Raw genomic sequence first — 17,538 nt, forward strand, 5'->3', positions numbered from 1 at the left:
AAAGGCAGCACATGGCGTACGAAACCATCCTGGTCGAACGTGAAGAGCGGGTCGGCATCATCACACTGAACCGGCCGAAGGCGCTCAACGCGCTCAACAGCCAGGTGATGAACGAAGTGACCAGCGCGGCAACAGAATTGGACAATGACCCGGCCATCGGGGCGATCATCATCACCGGCTCGGCCAAGGCGTTCGCCGCCGGCGCCGACATCAAGGAGATGGCCGGGCTGACATTCGCGGACGCCTTCGGAGCTGATTTCTTCGCACCCTGGGGCAAGCTGGCCGCCGTGCGGACCCCGACGATCGCGGCGGTCGCCGGGTATGCGCTCGGCGGTGGGTGCGAGCTGGCGATGATGTGCGATCTCCTGATCGCCGCCGACACAGCGAAATTCGGCCAGCCGGAGATCAAGCTCGGCGTCATTCCCGGGATGGGCGGCTCCCAGCGGCTGACCCGGGCCATCGGCAAGGCCAAGGCGATGGACCTCATCCTGACCGGTCGGACCATCGACGCCGCGGAAGCCGAACGCAGCGGCCTGGTTTCGCGAATCGTGCCCGCCGACGACCTGCTCACCGAGGCCAAGGCCGTCGCCACGACCATCTCGCAGATGTCGCTGCCGTCCGCTCAGATGGCCAAGGAGGCCGTCAACCGGGCCTTCGAATCGACACTGACCGAAGGACTTCTCTACGAGCGCCGGCTCTTTCACTCCACCTTCGCCACCGACGACCAGTCCGAGGGCATGACGGCCTTCATCGAAAAGCGCCCGCCCGACTTCAACCACCGATGAGCGAATCCCCGGCCGCCGCAACCACCGAGCAGGACCCGGCGGAGCACACAGACGCCGCGGCAACGGCCCCCTGGTGGCACCGCTACCGCGGCCGCTGGTGGGTCCGCCACTACACCTACACCGGGACCCTTTTCGGCCTGATCTTCATCTGGTTGTCGCTCACACCGTCGTTGCTGCCGCGCGGTCCGCTGTTCCAGGGCGTGGTCAGCGGTTGCTCGGGCGCCATCGGTTACGGCCTGGGCGTATTCGCCGTCTGGCTGGTCCGCTACATGCGGTCGCAGAACACCAGTCCCCCTGCGCCGCCGTGGGTTTGGCCGCCACTGATCGGGGTCGGCGCGATCGGCGTCGTCGTCATGGCCGTCCGGTTCCATGTCTGGCAGGACCACGTGCGCGACATGATGGGCGTCGAGCACCTGAAATGGTACGACTATCCGCTCACCGCGGTACTCGGAGTGATCGTGCTGTTCTCGCTGGTCGAGATCGGCCAGCTCATCCGCCGGCTGGTCATTGTGCTTGTGGGACAAGTAGACCGGATCGCACCGTTCCGGGTGTCCGCGACCATCGTGGTGATCGGACTGATCGTGTTGACGATCACCTTGCTCAACGGCGTCGTCCTCAAGTTCGCAATGCGTTCGATGAACGGCAGTTTCGCCGCGGTCAACAACGAAATGGACCCCGGCTTCAGCCCGCCCAAGTCCAAGCTGCGCTCGGGCGGCCCGGAGTCACTGGTGTCCTGGGAGTCCCTGGGACACCAGGGCCGCATCTTCGTCGAGGGTGGGCCTGCGGTCAGCAAACTGAGCGCATTCAACGGCACCCCGGCCATTGAACCGATCCGGGCGTACGCCGGGTTGAAATCCGCCGAAGACATCGACGCGACCGCCGACCTCGCGGCCCGGGAGTTGTTGCGCACCGGCGGATTACAACGCGCCGTGGTCGCGGTGGGGACCACCACCGGTACCGGCTGGATCAACGAGGCCGAAGCCTCGGCGCTGGAGTACATGTACAACGGCAACACCGCGATCGTGAGCATGCAGTACTCCTTCCTGCCCAGCTGGCTGTCGTTTCTGGTGGACAAGGAGAACGCCCGGCACGCCGGGCAGGCGCTGTTCGAGGCCGTCGACAAGCTGATCCGGCAGATGCCGGAGTTCAAGCGGCCCAAGCTGGTCGTCTTCGGCGAGAGCCTGGGGTCGTTCGGCGGTGAGGCGCCGTTCATGAGCATCAACAACGTGCTGGCCCGTACCGACGGCGCCCTGTTCAGCGGGCCGACATTCAACAACACCATCTGGACCCAGCTGACCGCGAACCGCGACAACGGCTCACCGGAATGGTTGCCGATCTACGACGACGGCCGCAACGTGCGGTTCGTCGCCCGGCCGGAGAACCTGGACCGCCCCAAAGCAGCCTGGAATCATCCGCGGGTGGTCTATCTGCAGCACGCATCCGACCCGATCGCCTGGTGGACGCCCGACCTGATGTTCAGCAAACCGGACTGGCTGCGCGAGAAGCGGGGCTACGACGTGGTGCCCGAGATGCGCTGGTTCCCGTTGGTGACGTTCCTGCAGGTGTCGGCCGACATGGCGGTCGCCGTCGACGTCCCCGACGGCCACGGCCACCGCTACGTCGCCAACTGCGCCGACGGCTGGGCCGCGGTGCTGTCGCCGCCGGGGTGGACGCCGGACAAGACCGCGAAGTTGCGGCCCCTGTTGCACGCCGACTCGACGGCGGGAACCTCCGGCTAGCGGAGCCGACGGCGTGTCAGGTCAGGACGGGCTGGCCTGAACCGACCTCCGCCAGCACGCCCGCGGCGACCAGCGCGTGATATCCACCCACGACGTCCGTCGCGCGGTGCAGACCGAGGTCCAGCAGCGCCGCGGCGGCCAGGCTCGAGGTGTAACCCTCCGAACACAAGATGACCCACTCGACGTCGTCGCCGGCGGCCTGCGGCAGCCGCGCGTCACTGGTCGGGTCACACCGCCATTCCAGAACGTTGCGCTCGATCACCAACGCGCCGGGCACCTCACCTTCGCGGGCGCGCTGAGCGGCCGGCCTGATGTCGACCAGCACCGCTCCCCGGCGCAGGGCCTCGGGCACCTGATCGGCCGGCAATCGCTGGTAGCGCTCGCGGGCGTCCTGAAGAATCCGGTCGATCCTGCTCATCAGGGCCCTTCGGGTTGATCGGTCAATACGGTGCGCTGGCGGCGCAGCGTGTTGCGCTCGGTGACGTCGTAGTAGGACATGGCGGTCAGCGGCGGGGAGTAGGCGTGCACACTCAGCGTCGGCGCCACCGGCGCCGGGGTGGTGATCGCTGCGGGGCGAGGCGCCCACACCACGTCGTGCACCCAACCCAGCGGGAAGCCGGCCTGGTCACCGGCGTCGAGCCGACGTCGGCGCAATCGGCTTCCGTCCCAACGATATTCGCTGAGGGAACCGGAAAGCACGGTCAGCGCCCCCAGCGAGCCGCCATGGTCGTGCAGTTCGGTGGCGTGCCCGGGGACCCAACTGATCAGCCAGATGTCGAGCTCGTCGTCGCCGTAAATGCGGGTGAACCAGCGTTCGGTCTCCGGCACACCACCGTCGGGCAGCAGGTGGTCGCACCGTCCGCTGAGGACGTCATCGGCGGCCAGATCGGTGGCGTGCAGCAGATCGGGTACCCGCAGCCGGGTAGGGCCTGAACTTGGGTTGTTGACGCCGGGGTACGGACGAGCGAGGGCGATAGCCATGGAAAAACTCCGGAGTGTGAAACGGATTGGGCAAGCGGCGGCGCGTCAGGGCCGACAACACTCGCAACAAAATCCGAACCGCTCCATCACGCCGACAGTCTTGCATAGATTGAGACCCGTGCGCGGACACCGACGATGGGCAGCGCTGCTCGGCGCGCTGGCGTGCCTGCCGGCAGTCGCGGCCTGCTCGCACAGCGATGACGGGGGCAGGACCACATCGTCGCCGGCCCGATCGTCGACCACGGCCGGTTCGCTCCCGCCGGGCGCGATCGGCATCTCCCCCGGCGGCGTGACCACCCGGGTCGATGCCCCCGCGGAGTCGACCGAGGAAGAGTATTTCCAGGCCTGCCATGCCGCGAAGGTGTGGATGGACGCTCAGGGCGGCACCGGCGAAACGCAGATCGAGCCCTATCTGGCAATGGTGCAGACGTCCGCGCCCGGCACTGCGGGCAGCTGGAACAAGCGCTGGGCGGAACTTGGCCCGGAGCGTCAGGCCGCGGTGATCGTGGCGGCGCAAGCCGCCGGCAGAGGTGAATGCGGTTGACCAATCACAGCGCCTGCTGAATTGAAATCACGCCTGCGCAAAACTGTCAGCCGGTTCCAGCAGGCAACCGCTCGCCAAGCACAATGTGGGCATGTCCGGACCAATACCGCTTCGCCCGCACGGGACCTCTGCAAGTCGCGTCGCGCTGGCCCTGGGCAGCGGCGGCGCCCGTGGATACGCCCACATCGGCGTGATCCAGGAGCTGCAGGAGCGGGGTTATGAAATCGTCGGCATCGCCGGCTCGTCGATGGGCGCCCTGGTGGGCGGTGTGCAGGCCGCCGGACGCCTCAACGAGCTTGCCGACTGGGCCACGTCGCTCACGCAACGCACGATTCTTCGCCTGCTGGACCCCTCACTCACCGCGGCGGGAGTGTTGCGGGCGGAAAAGATCCTGGACGCGGTCCGCGACATCCTCGGCCCGGTCACCATCGAAGAACTGTCGGTCCCGTACACCGCCGTGGCCACCGATCTGCTGACCGGCAAGTCCGTGTGGTTCCAGCGTGGCCCCCTGGACGAGGCGATCCGCGCTTCCATCGCCATTCCGGGTGTGATCGCCCCGCACGAGGTCGGTGGACGGCTACTGGCCGACGGAGGAATCCTGGACCCGCTTCCGATGGCGCCGGTCGCGGCCGTCAATGCCGACCTGACCATCGCGGTCAGCCTCAACGGCAGCGAACCGGGCGCCACCCGGGACGCCGAACCGGGCGTGACCGCTGAGTGGCTGAACCGCATGGTGCGCAGCACCACCGCGCTGCTTGACACCAACGCCGCCAAATCGCTGCTCGACCGGCCGACGGCGCGGGCGGTCCTGAGCCGGTTCGGGGCGACGCCGCCGGAGACGGAGTCCGACGACTGGTCGGACTCTTCCGAGAGTCCGGACGACGACACACCCGAAGTGCCCAAGCTCGGCAGCTTTGAGGTGATGAACCGGACGATCGACATCGCCCAGTCCGCACTGGCCCGACACACGCTGGCGGCCTACCCGCCGGACCTGCTCATCGAGGTGCCGCGCACCACCTGCCGCAGCCTTGAATTCCATCGCGCGGTCGAGGTGATCGCCGTCGGCAGGGCGCTGGCCGCTCGCGCATTGGACGCTTTTGAGAATGCCGATGACGACGACACGCAAGCGCCCGCAATCGAGGGTTGATATATCGTTTACGGCCCGTCATATCCGGTAAATACCCGGGGTTAAATCGCATAGGTCGTCGCAATAACTCCGATCGACTAGGCGCGTTTGCGCCCCGGCCCAGTGTGGGCGGCCGCTTTGCGCTGCAACTCGGCGACCAGGTCCGACGGGTGGAGTTGCTGAGCCAGCCTGTTGAGCGCCAACCGCACCACGGCACTACGCGTGGCGTCCACCCGAGGCTTCGCGAAACGCGCTGCGGTACGGATGGTTTCGAGAAAAGCATCAGTCGGTTCGTCGAGATAGATCGAGACCTTGGTCAGCTGCGTCGGCCCCGCCGGCCGCACCGGCGACGAGGGCGCGCCCGCCTGCGGCGGGGCGGCAGGCCGCAGCGGCGGCTGCGGAATCGGCGCGGGACGCCCGCGGTAGTGCCCCACCGGAACTGCATTGCGCTGCGCCGTGCCATTTCGTGCGGTTACGCCATAAGTCATGGTGTTTCCCTTTCGAAGTTGTGGAGGAAGCAATTAACGCAGCGCTCCGGCATTTCAAGAGTTATGACGCTGCGACCAGCTAGGTATAACACGCTGACGATTGGCGCAACAACCGACGAAAAGCCCGAAAAACGCTGATTACATACCGATTCAACAATTCTTCAACGTCCGGTTCGCAGGCACTGAACGGCACGGCGTGATCAGACCCCCAAGAAGCGCGCGACGGCGGCGGCTTCGCGGCGACCCTGCACACGTCCGGCCTGGGCCGAGCCGATCCGGCAGCGCGGATCCAGCGGATTGGCACCGAACGCCGCGAGCGAGCCGTCGTCGGCGAAAACGCTGAAAGTCTTCCCGGCGAAGGCCGCGATCTCGGCGGCGGGCCCGGGACCGAAGGGCGACGGCGCGTCGGCGCCCGCCGGCACCAGCACGACGGCCACGTCACAGTCGTCGGCCACCCCGACGTTGACCGTGCTGTGCACACCACCGTCCATGTACCGCCGGCCTGCGATCGTCACCGGCGGCCACGCCCCGGGCACCGCGCAACTGGCCGCCACCGCATCGACCAACCCGACCCCGCTGTCGCGGTCGAAGACGACCAATTCTCCTGTCCCCGTGTCGACTGCGACGAGCCGCACGGCACGCTCCGGCCACTCGTGCGAGGGCAGGCGGGCAGCGATCACCTCGCGCCGGACGGATTCCGGGACGGTGTCGACGGCGAGTGCCACCCCGCCGATCCGCTTCAGTCGCCCTGTAGTTCTGTCCCCGCCGGGAGCGCGCGGTTCGCGCAGCGCGTCCAGAAACAGCTCGGTGATCGCCTCGATGTCGACGCCGGGGTCCATCTCAGCAGAAGTCTCGGCGACCTGCCGATCGAACAGCGTCTGCAACGAACAGCCGCTGGTGATCTGCGCCGCGACGGTCGAACCCGCGGATGTGCCGACCAGCACGTCGGATTCCAGCAACCGTTGCGCGGCCGGCGGGGACTCGTCGGCGATACCGCGCAGAATCCCTGTCTCCCAGGCGATTCCGGCTACCCCACCACCGGCCAGCACCAGCGCCCGCCGGGACGTCATGGCCGGTGCCGCGTTCCGGGAAGCGCGTGCTGCGCACGGAAGACCGGCTGACTCAGATCATCCCGGCGCACCAGATGCCGGGGCGGATCGGGCAACACCACACTTCGGCTGATGTTCAGCGCCGCATCGACATAGACCAGCTCGCCGGGCTCGAGCAGACACCACCGGTGGTCGTCGTCCATCGGCTCGGTCGCGAACACCACCGACGATCTTTCGGTCAGTGTCTGGCTCTGCGCGTGAATCCTGCTGGTGCTCATGTCGAAATCGGGTACCCCGTCGACCCGCCTGTCCAGCATGAACAGCTGATGGGTGTCCGGGTACCGCAGTGCCCACATCTGAGTTCCCATGCACAGCAGGATGTTGACGGCGTAGACCGGCACATTGTCGGCAAGCCAGCTGACGGCGTCCAGAATCCCGGCCGACACGTCGCCGTCGTGCGCGCGAATGGCCGCGGTGATCAGTGCGAAGACTCGCTCGGAATCGGTCTGGCCCTGCACCAGTTCGAACGTGCCGAGTTCACGAAGCCGCTCTTCGACCGCGCCGAGACCCTCGATCATCCCGTTGTGCGCGAAGATCCGGCCGTCCTGCAGGAACGGGTGGGTGTTGCGCACATCGAGTGATCCCGTTGTCGCATAACGGACATGGGCGATGAAGGTGGTGCCGTCGAGTTGATGGGCCTCGGTGGCGAACGTCGCGTCCCGCCAGGCCGCGATCGGCTCCTTGTACAGCCGCGGAAGGCCGCGCTCGTCGAACACTCCCAGCCCTGTGCCGTCGGGGTTCTTCAGGCTCTGTTGGGCAAGGCTGTCCGGTGCTTCCAGCAACCAGAATGTCGCGGTCACGACTTCGGTGCCGGCATGCAGGCCGAAGAGTCGACACATGCTCAGTCGGTCACCAGTTGCGCGGACAACTTCTCGAGCACCACGCGCGCGTAGCCCTTCCACATCTTGCCGAATACCGGCAGCAGCGGCGCCGCGGCCGACGACTTCGGATGCAGCGTCCACTGCCAGGTCACCCGGGTGCCGGTGCCGGCCGGCGCAAACGACCACACGCCGTCCACCGTGTGCACCAGCGTGGCCAGCGGTCCGCTGATGTCGGAGAGCGTGTAGCCGAACGAGCGCGGCGGGTCGACGCTGGTCAGCTGTTCGTGCACCCGGCCGCCACCCACCATCAGGATGGTTCGGGTCTGGCCGGCCGCGTCCCAGTCGCCGACCTGGTCGCGCACCTCTTTGATGGGCGGGATGATTCCGTACCACTGCGCGCAGATGACCGGCAGCGATATGGGCAGCGTCTGGGCGAAGGCATCCTCGACCGAGATCGGTATCGCGCGTGACTGCTGGACCACAACCGACTTTGCCATCAGACCTCTTTGCTTTCTCGTGACAGCCGTGGCGCGGCCCGGCCGGTGATGAGCGGCAGATCGAAGAAGCTCTGGATTCCCGCCGGCGCGGCGCAGGTTGCCGGGACCGCGTTGACGCAGTGCGCGGCGGTGGCGACGATGCCCGGGTTGCTGACCAGCCCGGCCTGCACGCTTTCCGGCTGCCACCCCTTGATCGTGACGAAGGTGTCCGGGTTGCCCCGCACCTCGACCTCGTAACGCTCCCCCGGGGGCCCGAAAGACCATGGCGGATCGAGATTTTCCTCACCCATCAACCAGTTCACGGTGATCTGGACGACCGGGGTGTCGCCGACCAGCGCCTCCCAGTGGAAGCGGCGGCCCGCCACCTGCCCGGGCTCGATCAGCCCGATCGGTGAGTCGATAGGCGCTGTCGCGACGGCCACTTCCTGCGAGGGACGGATCTCGGGGCTGGCGGCGAAGCCCAGTTTGTCGACGCACAACCGCACCGATTGGAAGAAGCCGCCATTGAGCAGCTTCTGCATCGGCCCGGTCAGCGCGCTGTCCGGGGTGCCGCCGAATCCCATCACGTAGCGCAGCACGTCCGGTGCGCCGTAGGTCCGAAGATCGGAAAACTCCTCGGCGCGAACGAAAGTCACACCGGTGGACATCACCGACAGCAGTAACGGGAACAATTCGGTGGCTGCCCCCGGCCCGATTCCGGCGCCGTGCAATGTGGTGTTGCCGGCCTGGGCGGCGACTTCCAGTGGGGCGGCTTCTTTTTCGGTCGGATAGAACCAGCCGAGCGGGCTGACGACGTTCTTGCCGGAGCGCAGCAGCGCCGCCACTTCGTCGACGCTGGGCAGCAACGGCGCGTAGATCACGGCGTCGGCATCGAGTCGCAGGATGTCGTCGATGTCGTTGGTCGCGGTGACACCCAGCGCGGGGCCGCCGATGATCTCGCCGACGTCCTTGCCGTTCTTGGCTTCTGAATGTACCCAGCAGCCGGTGAGTTCGAGTTCGGGATGTTCGAGCACGCCTTTGATCGCGGCCACCCCGACCGACCCGGTCGCCCACTGCACGACCCGCAGGCTCATGGTGGTCCCCTCTCTCTCGCGAGCAGACACAAAATCGCGTGTTTCGGGCGCCGAAAGTGCGAGTTTGCGTCTGCTCGCGCCTAGTCGGTCAGTCGTGTATTTCGAAGACCTCGTAGTCCCCGTCGGTGTAGCGCGACCGGATGGTCTTCTTGTCGTACTTACCCACGCTGGTCCGCGGAACCTCGTCTGTGAATGCCCACCGCTCGGGCAACCACCAACGAACCACCTTGTCGCTCAGGAATTTTCGTAGCTCGGACGGTTTGACGTCGGCACCCTCCCGGGCGACGACAACCGCCAGCGGCCGTTCGTCCCAGCGTTCGTCGGGCACCCCGACAACGGCGGCCTCGACCACGTCGGGATGGCCGATCAGGCAGTTCTCCAACTCCACCGAGGAAATCCATTCCCCACCGGACTTGATCACGTCCTTCGCGCGGTCGGTCAGCGTGATGAAACCCTGTTCGTCGATGCGGCCCACGTCGCCGGTGCGCAGCCAGCCGGAATCGAACTTGGACTCGTCGTACCCCTTGTAGTAGGCGCCGGTGATCCACGGACCCCGGACCTCCACCTCACCCACAGCCTTCCCGTCATTGGGCAGCACCTTGCCGTCGTCGTCGACGATCCTGGTCTCCACGCCACACACCGGCTGGCCCTGCGTCACCCGGTAGGCCCAGTGCTGGTCGTCCGGGGTGCCCGGCGGCGGCCACGCCATGGTGGCCAGCGGCGAAGTCTCCGTCATCCCCCACAGCTGCCGGATCTGGACATCGTGTTTGTCCTCGAAGGTCCGCATCAGCGATTCCGGAACCGCCGAGCCGCCGCAAGCGACCATCTTCAGTGACGACATGTCGTGCCCCGGTTCCTTTTCCAGGTGGTGCATGACGTCGTTCCAGATGGTGGGCACCGCGCCGGCCCGCGTGGGACGCAGCGTCTCCACCATGTCGATCAGCGACCGGGCGTCCAGATGACGGTCGGGCAGCACCAGATCGGCGCCGGCCATCAGGGCCGCGTACGGCAGACCCCAGGCGTTGGCGTGGAACATCGGCACGATCGGCAGCACCCGATCGCTGGAACCCACCCCGATACCGTTGACGGTGCAGGCTGCCATGGAGTGCAGGAAGCTCGAACGATGGCTGTAGACAACGCCTTTGGGATTCCCCGTGGTGCCGCTGGTGTAGCACATGGCCGCCGCCGAGTTCTCCTCGATCGTCGGCCAGTCGAATTCGGTCGACTCGCCTTCGATCAGCTCGTGGTAGCGCACCACCGTCTTGCCGGATTCCTGCAGCGCCGCGATGTCGCCCTCGCCGACCGCGACCACCGTGTGCACGGTCTCGAGTTCGGGCAGCACCGGCGCGAGCAGCTTGACCAGGGACATGTCGACCAGGACCACCTGGTCCTCGGCTTCGTTGGCCACATAGGCGATCAGGTGCGGGAACAACCGGATGTTGAGGGTGTGCAGCACGGCACCCATGGAGGGGACCGCCAGGTAGGTCGCCAGATGCTCGGCGTTGTTCCACATGAAGGTGGCGACGCGTTGATCGCCGGTCACACCGAGGCTGCGCAACGCATTCGCCAGTTGGGCAGCCTGTTGACCCAGTTCCCGATACGTGATGCGCCGGTAGCCGTCACCGGTCGCGGTGATGGCCTCGCGCAAACCGTGGACGCCGCAGCCGTGCCGCATGATCGCGGTGATCGTCAGCGGAAATTCCTGCATCGTGCTGTACATCGATGTACCGCCTCACGCGTCTCGGCGCAGCACCGCCTGTCGTTTCCCGTGGGCGAATGCTATCTCCGCGCCGCGGGATATCGAACGCCGGGCCAATGAGACCCGCGTCAGACCAGAGCTGCGTCGTACTGCAGCAAGTCGGGCACGAAGAGGTCCACCGACCGCTTGCTTTCCAGTGCGGCCTGCTCGAATTGAGCCTCGGTGTTCGCCGCGACCGGTACCACGGTGACGTCACCGGAGTAATCGGCGATGTAGAGGATCCTGCCGTCGGGACTCTCGGCCACGCAGGACGGCTGGCCCGCCAGACCGACGGTGTCGATGACGTCCTGGGTGAGTGTGCACAGCATGGTGACACTGTCGTCGCTCACCAAATACGCGCGGTCGCCGTCACCGCTGAGCGTGAGGCGGGTGATCAGACCGGTGACCTCGGCAATCTTGCGAGTCCCGCTGATCTTGTTGGTGCGTGTGTCCACCATGTCGATCACCGCGGCCTCGGGGCCACTGCTGGCGACATAGACCAGAGCGCCCTTGGGGCCGATGGCGACGTCGCGGACCGGCAAGCCGATCTCGATGGTGGCGATCACCGACGGGCCCGCGGGCTGCCGCGCCGATTTGGTGCTCTTGCTGCTCTTGGTGCTCTTGCGGCGCCAACGGGCACGTCCTGCGGGCTCCTCGGAATTCAGGCCGGTGTCGATGACGACCACCTGACCCCCGGCGGGCCCGTTGACACCGACGTACAACCGGCTCCCGTCCGGGCTGACCTGCAGGGATTCGGTGGTGGTGCCGGCAGCCGTGGCGATGTCGACGACCTGGATCCGCCCGGTGGCGACGTCCAGGGCCGCGACGTCAGCACCACGCGCGCCGTTACGGCTGATGTAGACGTGCGCGCCGTCCGCGCTCACCGCCAGGTCGCTGACACTGAGCGCAACCCGGTGCGACGCGACGACGCTGTTGGTTGCGAGGTCGATGACCTGGATCGCGTCATAGGCCGGGGAAACGGTGCTCACGTAGGCACGGTCGGCGCCACCGAGCGCGATCGCGAACGGTTCGGCGAGGCCGTCGACGGTTTCCACCACACGGCAGGAGTCGATGTCGATCACCGAGAGGTTGTCGCTGCCGTAGTTGGTCACCATCAGGCGCTTGCCGTCCGGGCTGACCGCCACGTCACTGATGGGGCCTTTGCGCACCGGGATCTGGACGGCAACCGGGCTGTTCGCCCCGAACTCGATGACCTCCCGGCCACTCACCTTGCTCTCGAAGCTCACGCTGGCACCGCCTTTGCTCTGTTCGTCGAACTCTCCGGACGGATGAGCGAAACGCGCGGCTATGTGCGACCCGTCATCCGATAAAGCGCATATCAGCACCGAAAAGGGCTGCTTCGTCATGGATAACGACGATTCTACCGGCCGAATTTCAGGTAAAAAGAATTCAATTTCGCGGTTGTTACCTACATCACGCGGACAGCTCAGTCTACGCTCAGGATGACGGTGGGCAGTAATTCGACAAAGCATGCCCGGCAAACAGTTTGGCCGCTCTGAGCTGTTCCTACTGGCCGACAGCGAAGGATTTCGAGCACTCCGGGACACTTCGTAAATAAGAAATTCTTATAATTAATCGCCGAACGAGGCGAATATCACATCGGCCGACTTCGCGTGTCGTTCAGAATTACGCCGGATGCTGGACACCGGGTGTGCTGTCGCTTCCGACGGTGTCGGCACCCGTCAGCGCCTGGCTGAGCACGCGCAGAATGTCCTGGTCGGCCGGGGAGTAATAGACGAAGGCCCCTTCTCGGCGGGTTTTCACCAACCCGGCCAGCCGCAATTTCGCCAGATGCTGGCTGACGACGGTGGGCGCAACCTGCGCCAGCTCCGCGAGGCAGGCCACCGACGTCTCACCCTGCAGTAACGCCCACAGCACCTTGACCCGGGTGGGGTCGCTGAGCATCCGGAATGTCTCTGCGGCACGGGTCACCTGCTCCTCGGAAGGCATGGAGAAGCCGGCAATCGACGTGTGCACGGCACCGATCGTACCGCTGACCAGTGCAATTGCGCATCCATCTGTAATCGCAGTTGCATACCTTCACATATACGCAGCTATAGTGGCGACGTGCCCACAACCGCAGTCCGCGATGGCCCCAGTGCGCCGGAGCGGGCACGGACGGGTCCCGCGGCGCTCTCCGAAGTCCGGTGGGCGCTGGTCGCGACCGGGCTCTTCGCCTCGGGCCTGATCGCCCAGCTCGCCGGCGCACCCGGCTGGGTGTTCTGGGCGTTGTACCTGCTCTGTTACGCGGCCGGGGGTTGGCAACCGGGGCTGGCCGGCCTGCAGGCGCTGCGGAACCGGGCCCTGGATGTCGACCTGCTCATGGTGCTGGCGGCGCTCGGAGCCGCCGCCATCGGTCAGGTATTCGACGGCGCACTGCTGATCGTCATCTTCGCCACCTCCGGCGCGCTGGAAGCCGTAGCGACCCGGCGCACCGAAGACTCGGTACGGGGACTGCTTGGCATGACTCCCGAAACCGTAACTCGGATAACCGGTTTCGACGTCGAGGAACAGGTGGGTACCGCCGAGTTGGAGGTCGACGATGTGCTGCTGATCCGCCCCGGCGAGCGCATCGGCGGTGACGGCGTGGTGCTCGAGGGCACCAGCGCGGTCGACCAGGCCGGCATCACCGGGGAGCCCCTACCGGCTGACAAGGCGCCCGGTGACGAGGTTTTCGCCGGGACCGTCAACGGCACCGGCACGCTGCGGATCCGGGTGGTGCGCCCGAGCGCCGACACCGTCGTCAGCCGCATCGCGGCGATGGTCGCCGAAGCCAGCGCGACCAAAGCGCGTACCCAGCTGTTCATCGAGAAAGTCGAGCAGCGCTACTCGGTGCTCATGGTCGTCGCGACCCTTGCGTTGCTGGTGCTTCCCCTGCTCGCCGGCGACGATCTGCGATCGTCGCTGCTGCGCGCGATGACGTTCATGATCGTGGCCTCACCCTGCGCGCTGGTGTTGTCCACCATGCCCCCGCTGCTGGCGTCGATCGCCAACGCCGGTCGCCACGGTGTGCTGGTCAAGTCGGCAGTGGTGCTGGAGAAACTGGCCGGCGTCAGCCACGTCGCGTTCGACAAGACCGGCACTCTGACCAGGGGAACGCCGCGACTCGCCGCGGTTCACCCGGAGGCCGGATACACCGAGACCGCGCTGCTGACGCTGGCCGCGTCGGCGGAGAATCCTTCCGAACATCCGCTGGGTCGCGCCATCGTCGCCGCTGCCCGCGAAGCGGGCCTAGCCGTGCGGCCGGCGGGAGAGTTCGTCTCCGCGCCGGGACGGGGTGTCCGCGCCCGCATCGGCGACCACACGGTCGAGGTGGGCAGCCCGATGGCGCTCGGCGAATACCGAGCGGCCACGCAGTTCGAGCAGGCCGGGTACACCGCGGTCGTCGTGCTGGTCGACGGCGCCCCCGCCGGCGCCCTCGGGCTTACCGATCATGCTCGTGACGAGGCCGCCGGGGCTGTGACAAGCCTTCAATTCCTCACCGGCACAACACCTTTACTGGTGACCGGAGACAACCAGCGGGCCGCCGGCCGGCTGGCCGGCGAAGTGGGGATCACCGATGTCCGCGCCGGCCTGCTGCCCGACGACAAGGTCGGCGTCGTGCGCGGCCTGGCGGCAGACGGCGCCAGGGTCTTGTTCGTCGGGGACGGGGTCAACGACGCGCCGGCGATGGCCGCCGCCCACGTGGGCGTCGCCATGGGCCGTTCCGGATCCGACCTTGCCCTGGAAACGTCGGACGCGGTGATCACCCGCGACGACCTGGCAGCGTTGCCGGCCGTCGTCGCACTGGCCCGCCGGGCCCGCCGAGTGGTCGCCGCCAATCTGGTGATCGCCGCGACCTTCATCGCCGTCCTGGTCACCTGGGACCTGCTGGGACACCTTCCGCTGCCCCTGGGCGTCGCGGGGCACGAAGGGTCGACGGTGCTCGTCGGCCTCAACGGTCTGCGACTGCTGCGCGATCGCGCCTGGCCCGGACGCCACCAAGCCCGGCTATAGATCGGACAGGATCTGGCTGCGCAGCGCCGTGTACTCCTCAACGGTCACCGTTCCACGGTCTCGCAACCTTTCAAGCTCCCGAAGTCTTTCGGCTACCGACGCTTTGTACTCTCCGGACGTCGCGCGACGCACCACCGCCTGAAGCTGTTGGCCCGCAACCGGGTTGGAACGGACGTCGACCATCTGACTCAGGGGAATGCCGTGATCCCGCAATATGCCGAAGATCTCCATCAGCGGCCCGGCTTGTCCCGACAGGTCGTAGGTCCGGTCGTCACCCGGAAGTGAGAAATGGGCCGGCACCAGCCCGTTGACCAGACTGCTACGCTCCCAGTCGATTTCGTGCTCTCTAGTGCTCGGGTCGACCAGGACGACAAGCTTGCGGGAGGTGATGTTGGACAAACGCAGCACGCTGGCATTGACCCGGAGCTCGGAGTCGAAGGCCGTGAATTCTGGTGCCGCAACGTGTAACGACACTTTGACGACGGGCTCGTCGCCGATGCTGACACCGGTCTCGGCGATGCCGGTGATGTCGGCCAGGGCCAGCACCCCGGTCCGCCGGAGCTCCTCCTGCCCCGCAACGAGCTTCATGCCGCGGGCGGTCAGCGCCAACGCGAGAAGCACGCTCGCGACCGTGATCAACAGCCCTGCCCACCACATCCAGGCCGGCACGCCCGGCTCACCGACCGACAGGTAGACGCCCAGGAAGATCGGCCCGGCCACCCCGCCGCACAACAGAACCCAGAGCTGGGCCTTGAGGTATTGCCAGAACATTTCGCTCTAAGGCCTCAGCTGAATTGCGTGCGTGGCCGGGACAGCGCAACACCGTCGACGATGATGTCGAGCTTCTCGTTGTAGAAGGCCACCAGCCCGGCGATCGGAGCGACGGCCGGCAGCGGGTAGTGGTAGGTCCACGCCAGGTCCGGATGTAGCGCCTCGCCCACCCGCACGGACCAGTAACCCGATGTCACGCCCTTGTACGGGCACAGCGACTGGGTCGAGGTGGATTCGAGGTGCTCGAAGGCGACATCGGCCGGATCGATGTAATACCTTGTCGGCAAACCCGTTTCGAAGAGCAGCACCGGCGACCGGGTGTCGGCGAGCAGGACGCCGTCCAGCTCCACCCGGACGTGCCGGTGGGAACGCAGCGCATCGACGCGCGCGTACGGATTGCGCGGGTGACCGTAGATCTGCTCGTCCTCCTCCAACCAACGCAACGGATCCCACTCGAACCGCACGAACCCCGCGACGGGGCTGTCGCTGTCGGCATCGAACACCCGCGCGGCCGAGGGGTGCGTCTGTCCCGCGCCCACCAGGGAATGCAGCCGCGACGGTCCGAGTTGCACCCGCTGCGGATGGTTCTCATCGCTGAGGAATTCGGTGCGCACGTCAGCCAGCGGGATGTAATACGCCGGGTAGTAAGGGAATTCCCACACGTAGCGCGCCGCGATGGTGTCGAATACCAGTTCTGCGCCGAGGTAGCCGCGTACCCGGCGCGGTGCGGGCTCGATCCGCCCTCGCGCGGCGGCCATTTGCGGGAAGTCGTATTCGGCGCTCATGACTGGTTCCTGGACGCCAGGCCCGCCGGCGCATGCGCGATGGCCGCGCGGATCGCGTCGGCCAGGGCCAGCGCGCTCTCCTCGGTGAGTTCCAGCGCCACCCGCGCCGAGGGGCCCAGCTCCGGATTGATGACGTCGACGTTGACGGTGTGCCCGTACTGCGCGTGCACGGGGTGATCGACGTACACCGTTGCGCGGCTGGCTCCGAACCATCCCGTCGCACCCTTGCCGCTGCCGTCGATCTCGACGTGTTCGGTGAGATAAGTGCACACAGATCTAGCCTTTCAGGTGAGTGGAGAAGAAAGCGTCGATGCGGCGCCAGCCGTCCATTGCGGCATCCGGACGGTAGGCCGGCCGGTCGACGGAGAAGAAGCTGTGCCCCGCACCGGCATACGAGTGGAATTCGTGCGGCTTGCCCAGCCGGGTCAACTCGGCGTCCAGCGTCGCCACTCCGTCCGGCGCCGGGAAGCGGTCCTCAGCGCCGAACAGGCCCAGCATCGGGCAGCTCAGCCCCCCGGCCAAGCCGAGGATCGGCTGCATGGTCTTGGGCATTCCTTCCGGCGCGTCCTCGACGATGAACGCTCCATAACAGTTCACGGCGGCGTCGAACTTCAACGAGCAGGCTGCCAGGAAGGCGTGCCGTCCGCCCGAGCAGTGCCCGATCACGCCGAATTTGCCGTTGGCGCCCGGCAGCGAGCGGAGGTGCTCGACCGCCCCGGCGACGTCGCCCACCAACCGCTCATCGGGCACCCCGCCGGCGGCCCGGGCGGCTGCTGCGGCGTCGTCGGGTGCGGCCCCGGGCGCTTCGCGGGAGTACAGGTTCGGCGCCACCGTGCTAAAACCGGCGACCGCCAGGCGCCGCACGAATTCCTTTGTCTCACGGTCATATCCGGGCATATGGTGGATCCATACCACCGAACCGCGCGAGCCTGCGGCGAGTGGTGTCGCCCGGTATGCCTCGATCTCGTCACCACCGTGACCGGTGATACTGATGGTTTCGGCCTGAATTGCGTCTGGGCTGTGAGCGTTCACGGCTTCAGCTTGCCACTGTCGCGGGAAGGGAC

General features: G+C 66.8%; 19 protein-coding genes. 5 read left to right on the forward strand and 14 right to left on the reverse strand.

Annotated features, from left to right (window positions below):
* The first annotated feature begins 11 nt into the window (after positions 1-11).
* Together AO501_RS15075 and AO501_RS15080 are read left to right on the forward strand one after the other, a co-directional pair.
* Entirely contained in the window at positions 12-785 is a 774-nt protein-coding gene (locus AO501_RS15075) for an enoyl-CoA hydratase (protein ID WP_055578488.1), read from the forward strand.
* Positions 782-2,524 carry an alpha/beta hydrolase gene (locus AO501_RS15080; protein WP_055578489.1) on the forward strand — a complete coding sequence of 581 codons (1,743 nt, stop codon included), beginning with the start codon at positions 782-784 and terminating at the stop codon, positions 2,522-2,524. Before AO501_RS15075 ends, AO501_RS15080 begins: the two co-directional genes overlap by 4 nt.
* 16 nt (positions 2,525-2,540) lie before the next feature.
* Here the strand turns inward: AO501_RS15080 and AO501_RS15085 are convergent, their stop codons facing one another.
* Both AO501_RS15085 and AO501_RS15090 read right to left on the reverse strand, forming a co-directional pair.
* Positions 2,541-2,942 carry a rhodanese-like domain-containing protein gene (locus AO501_RS15085; protein ID WP_055578490.1) on the reverse strand — a complete coding sequence of 134 codons (402 nt, stop codon included), beginning with the start codon at positions 2,940-2,942 and terminating at the stop codon, positions 2,541-2,543.
* The gene (locus AO501_RS15090; RefSeq protein WP_055578491.1) at positions 2,942-3,505 is read right to left on the reverse strand and encodes a cysteine dioxygenase; all 564 of its coding nucleotides are present in this window, start codon (positions 3,503-3,505) and stop codon (positions 2,942-2,944) included. The genes AO501_RS15085 and AO501_RS15090 overlap by 1 nt, the downstream gene beginning before the upstream one ends.
* A gap of 109 nt (positions 3,506-3,614) precedes the next feature.
* Between AO501_RS15090 and AO501_RS15095 the strand changes: the two genes are divergently transcribed.
* The gene (locus tag AO501_RS15095) at positions 3,615-4,049 is read left to right on the forward strand and encodes a lipoprotein LpqV (protein ID WP_371935000.1); all 435 of its coding nucleotides are present in this window, start codon (positions 3,615-3,617) and stop codon (positions 4,047-4,049) included.
* Between the two features lie 91 nt (positions 4,050-4,140).
* The gene (locus AO501_RS15100) at positions 4,141-5,196 is read left to right on the forward strand and encodes a patatin family protein (protein ID WP_055578492.1); all 1,056 of its coding nucleotides are present in this window, start codon (positions 4,141-4,143) and stop codon (positions 5,194-5,196) included.
* A gap of 77 nt (positions 5,197-5,273) precedes the next feature.
* On the opposite strand, the gene AO501_RS15105 is transcribed toward AO501_RS15100, so the two are convergent.
* The 8 genes from AO501_RS15105 to AO501_RS15140 form a co-directional block, all read right to left on the reverse strand.
* Positions 5,274-5,663 carry a hypothetical protein gene (locus tag AO501_RS15105; protein WP_055578493.1) on the reverse strand — a complete coding sequence of 130 codons (390 nt, stop codon included), beginning with the start codon at positions 5,661-5,663 and terminating at the stop codon, positions 5,274-5,276.
* A gap of 200 nt (positions 5,664-5,863) precedes the next feature.
* Complete coding sequence (locus AO501_RS15110; protein WP_055578494.1) at positions 5,864-6,733, reverse strand: patatin-like phospholipase family protein; 870 nt, start codon at positions 6,731-6,733, stop codon at positions 5,864-5,866.
* The gene (locus tag AO501_RS15115) at positions 6,730-7,611 is read right to left on the reverse strand and encodes a class II glutamine amidotransferase (RefSeq protein ID WP_055578495.1); all 882 of its coding nucleotides are present in this window, start codon (positions 7,609-7,611) and stop codon (positions 6,730-6,732) included. The genes AO501_RS15110 and AO501_RS15115 overlap by 4 nt, the downstream gene beginning before the upstream one ends.
* Positions 7,612-7,613: 2 nt before the next feature.
* Positions 7,614-8,090 carry an SRPBCC family protein gene (locus AO501_RS15120; protein ID WP_055578496.1) on the reverse strand — a complete coding sequence of 159 codons (477 nt, stop codon included), beginning with the start codon at positions 8,088-8,090 and terminating at the stop codon, positions 7,614-7,616.
* Positions 8,090-9,163, reverse strand: coding sequence for a dihydrodipicolinate reductase (locus tag AO501_RS15125; RefSeq protein WP_055578497.1), 1,074 nt, complete (start codon positions 9,161-9,163; stop codon positions 8,090-8,092). The genes AO501_RS15120 and AO501_RS15125 overlap by 1 nt, the downstream gene beginning before the upstream one ends.
* An 88-nt stretch (positions 9,164-9,251) precedes the next feature.
* The gene (locus tag AO501_RS15130) at positions 9,252-10,883 is read right to left on the reverse strand and encodes a fatty acid--CoA ligase (protein ID WP_055578498.1); all 1,632 of its coding nucleotides are present in this window, start codon (positions 10,881-10,883) and stop codon (positions 9,252-9,254) included.
* A gap of 107 nt (positions 10,884-10,990) precedes the next feature.
* On the reverse strand, positions 10,991-12,268 hold the full coding sequence (locus tag AO501_RS15135) for a YncE family protein (protein WP_156452576.1): 1,278 nt from the start codon (positions 12,266-12,268) through the stop codon (positions 10,991-10,993).
* A 280-nt stretch (positions 12,269-12,548) separates the two neighbouring features.
* Positions 12,549-12,899, reverse strand: coding sequence for an ArsR/SmtB family transcription factor (locus AO501_RS15140; protein WP_055578499.1), 351 nt, complete (start codon positions 12,897-12,899; stop codon positions 12,549-12,551).
* A gap of 90 nt (positions 12,900-12,989) precedes the next feature.
* Here AO501_RS15140 and AO501_RS15145 point away from each other — a divergent pair, with 90 nt between their 5' ends.
* Positions 12,990-14,918: a heavy metal translocating P-type ATPase gene (locus AO501_RS15145; RefSeq protein ID WP_055578500.1), complete on the forward strand. Its 1,929-nt coding sequence runs from the start codon at positions 12,990-12,992 to the stop codon at positions 14,916-14,918.
* On the opposite strand, the gene AO501_RS15150 is transcribed toward AO501_RS15145, so the two are convergent.
* The 4 genes from AO501_RS15150 to AO501_RS15165 are packed head-to-tail and all read right to left on the reverse strand — an operon-like array spanning position 14,913 to position 17,506.
* The gene (locus tag AO501_RS15150; protein ID WP_055578501.1) at positions 14,913-15,689 is read right to left on the reverse strand and encodes a hypothetical protein; all 777 of its coding nucleotides are present in this window, start codon (positions 15,687-15,689) and stop codon (positions 14,913-14,915) included. The two genes, AO501_RS15145 and AO501_RS15150, sit on opposite strands and share 6 nt — an antisense overlap.
* Positions 15,690-15,703: 14 nt before the next feature.
* Positions 15,704-16,474 carry a DUF427 domain-containing protein gene (locus tag AO501_RS15155; protein WP_055578502.1) on the reverse strand — a complete coding sequence of 257 codons (771 nt, stop codon included), beginning with the start codon at positions 16,472-16,474 and terminating at the stop codon, positions 15,704-15,706.
* Positions 16,471-16,746 carry a DUF6295 family protein gene (locus AO501_RS15160; protein WP_055578503.1) on the reverse strand — a complete coding sequence of 92 codons (276 nt, stop codon included), beginning with the start codon at positions 16,744-16,746 and terminating at the stop codon, positions 16,471-16,473. The genes AO501_RS15155 and AO501_RS15160 overlap by 4 nt, the downstream gene beginning before the upstream one ends.
* Before the next feature lie 4 nt (positions 16,747-16,750).
* Positions 16,751-17,506 (reverse strand): dienelactone hydrolase family protein, encoded by a 756-nt coding sequence (locus AO501_RS15165; RefSeq protein WP_055578527.1) that lies wholly within the window; start codon positions 17,504-17,506, stop codon positions 16,751-16,753.
* Positions 17,507-17,538: the final 32 nt, after the last annotated feature.

It is taken from the genome of Mycobacterium gordonae, assembly GCF_001417955.2.
Taxonomy (GTDB): Bacteria; Actinomycetota; Actinomycetes; order Mycobacteriales; family Mycobacteriaceae; genus Mycobacterium; species Mycobacterium gordonae_B.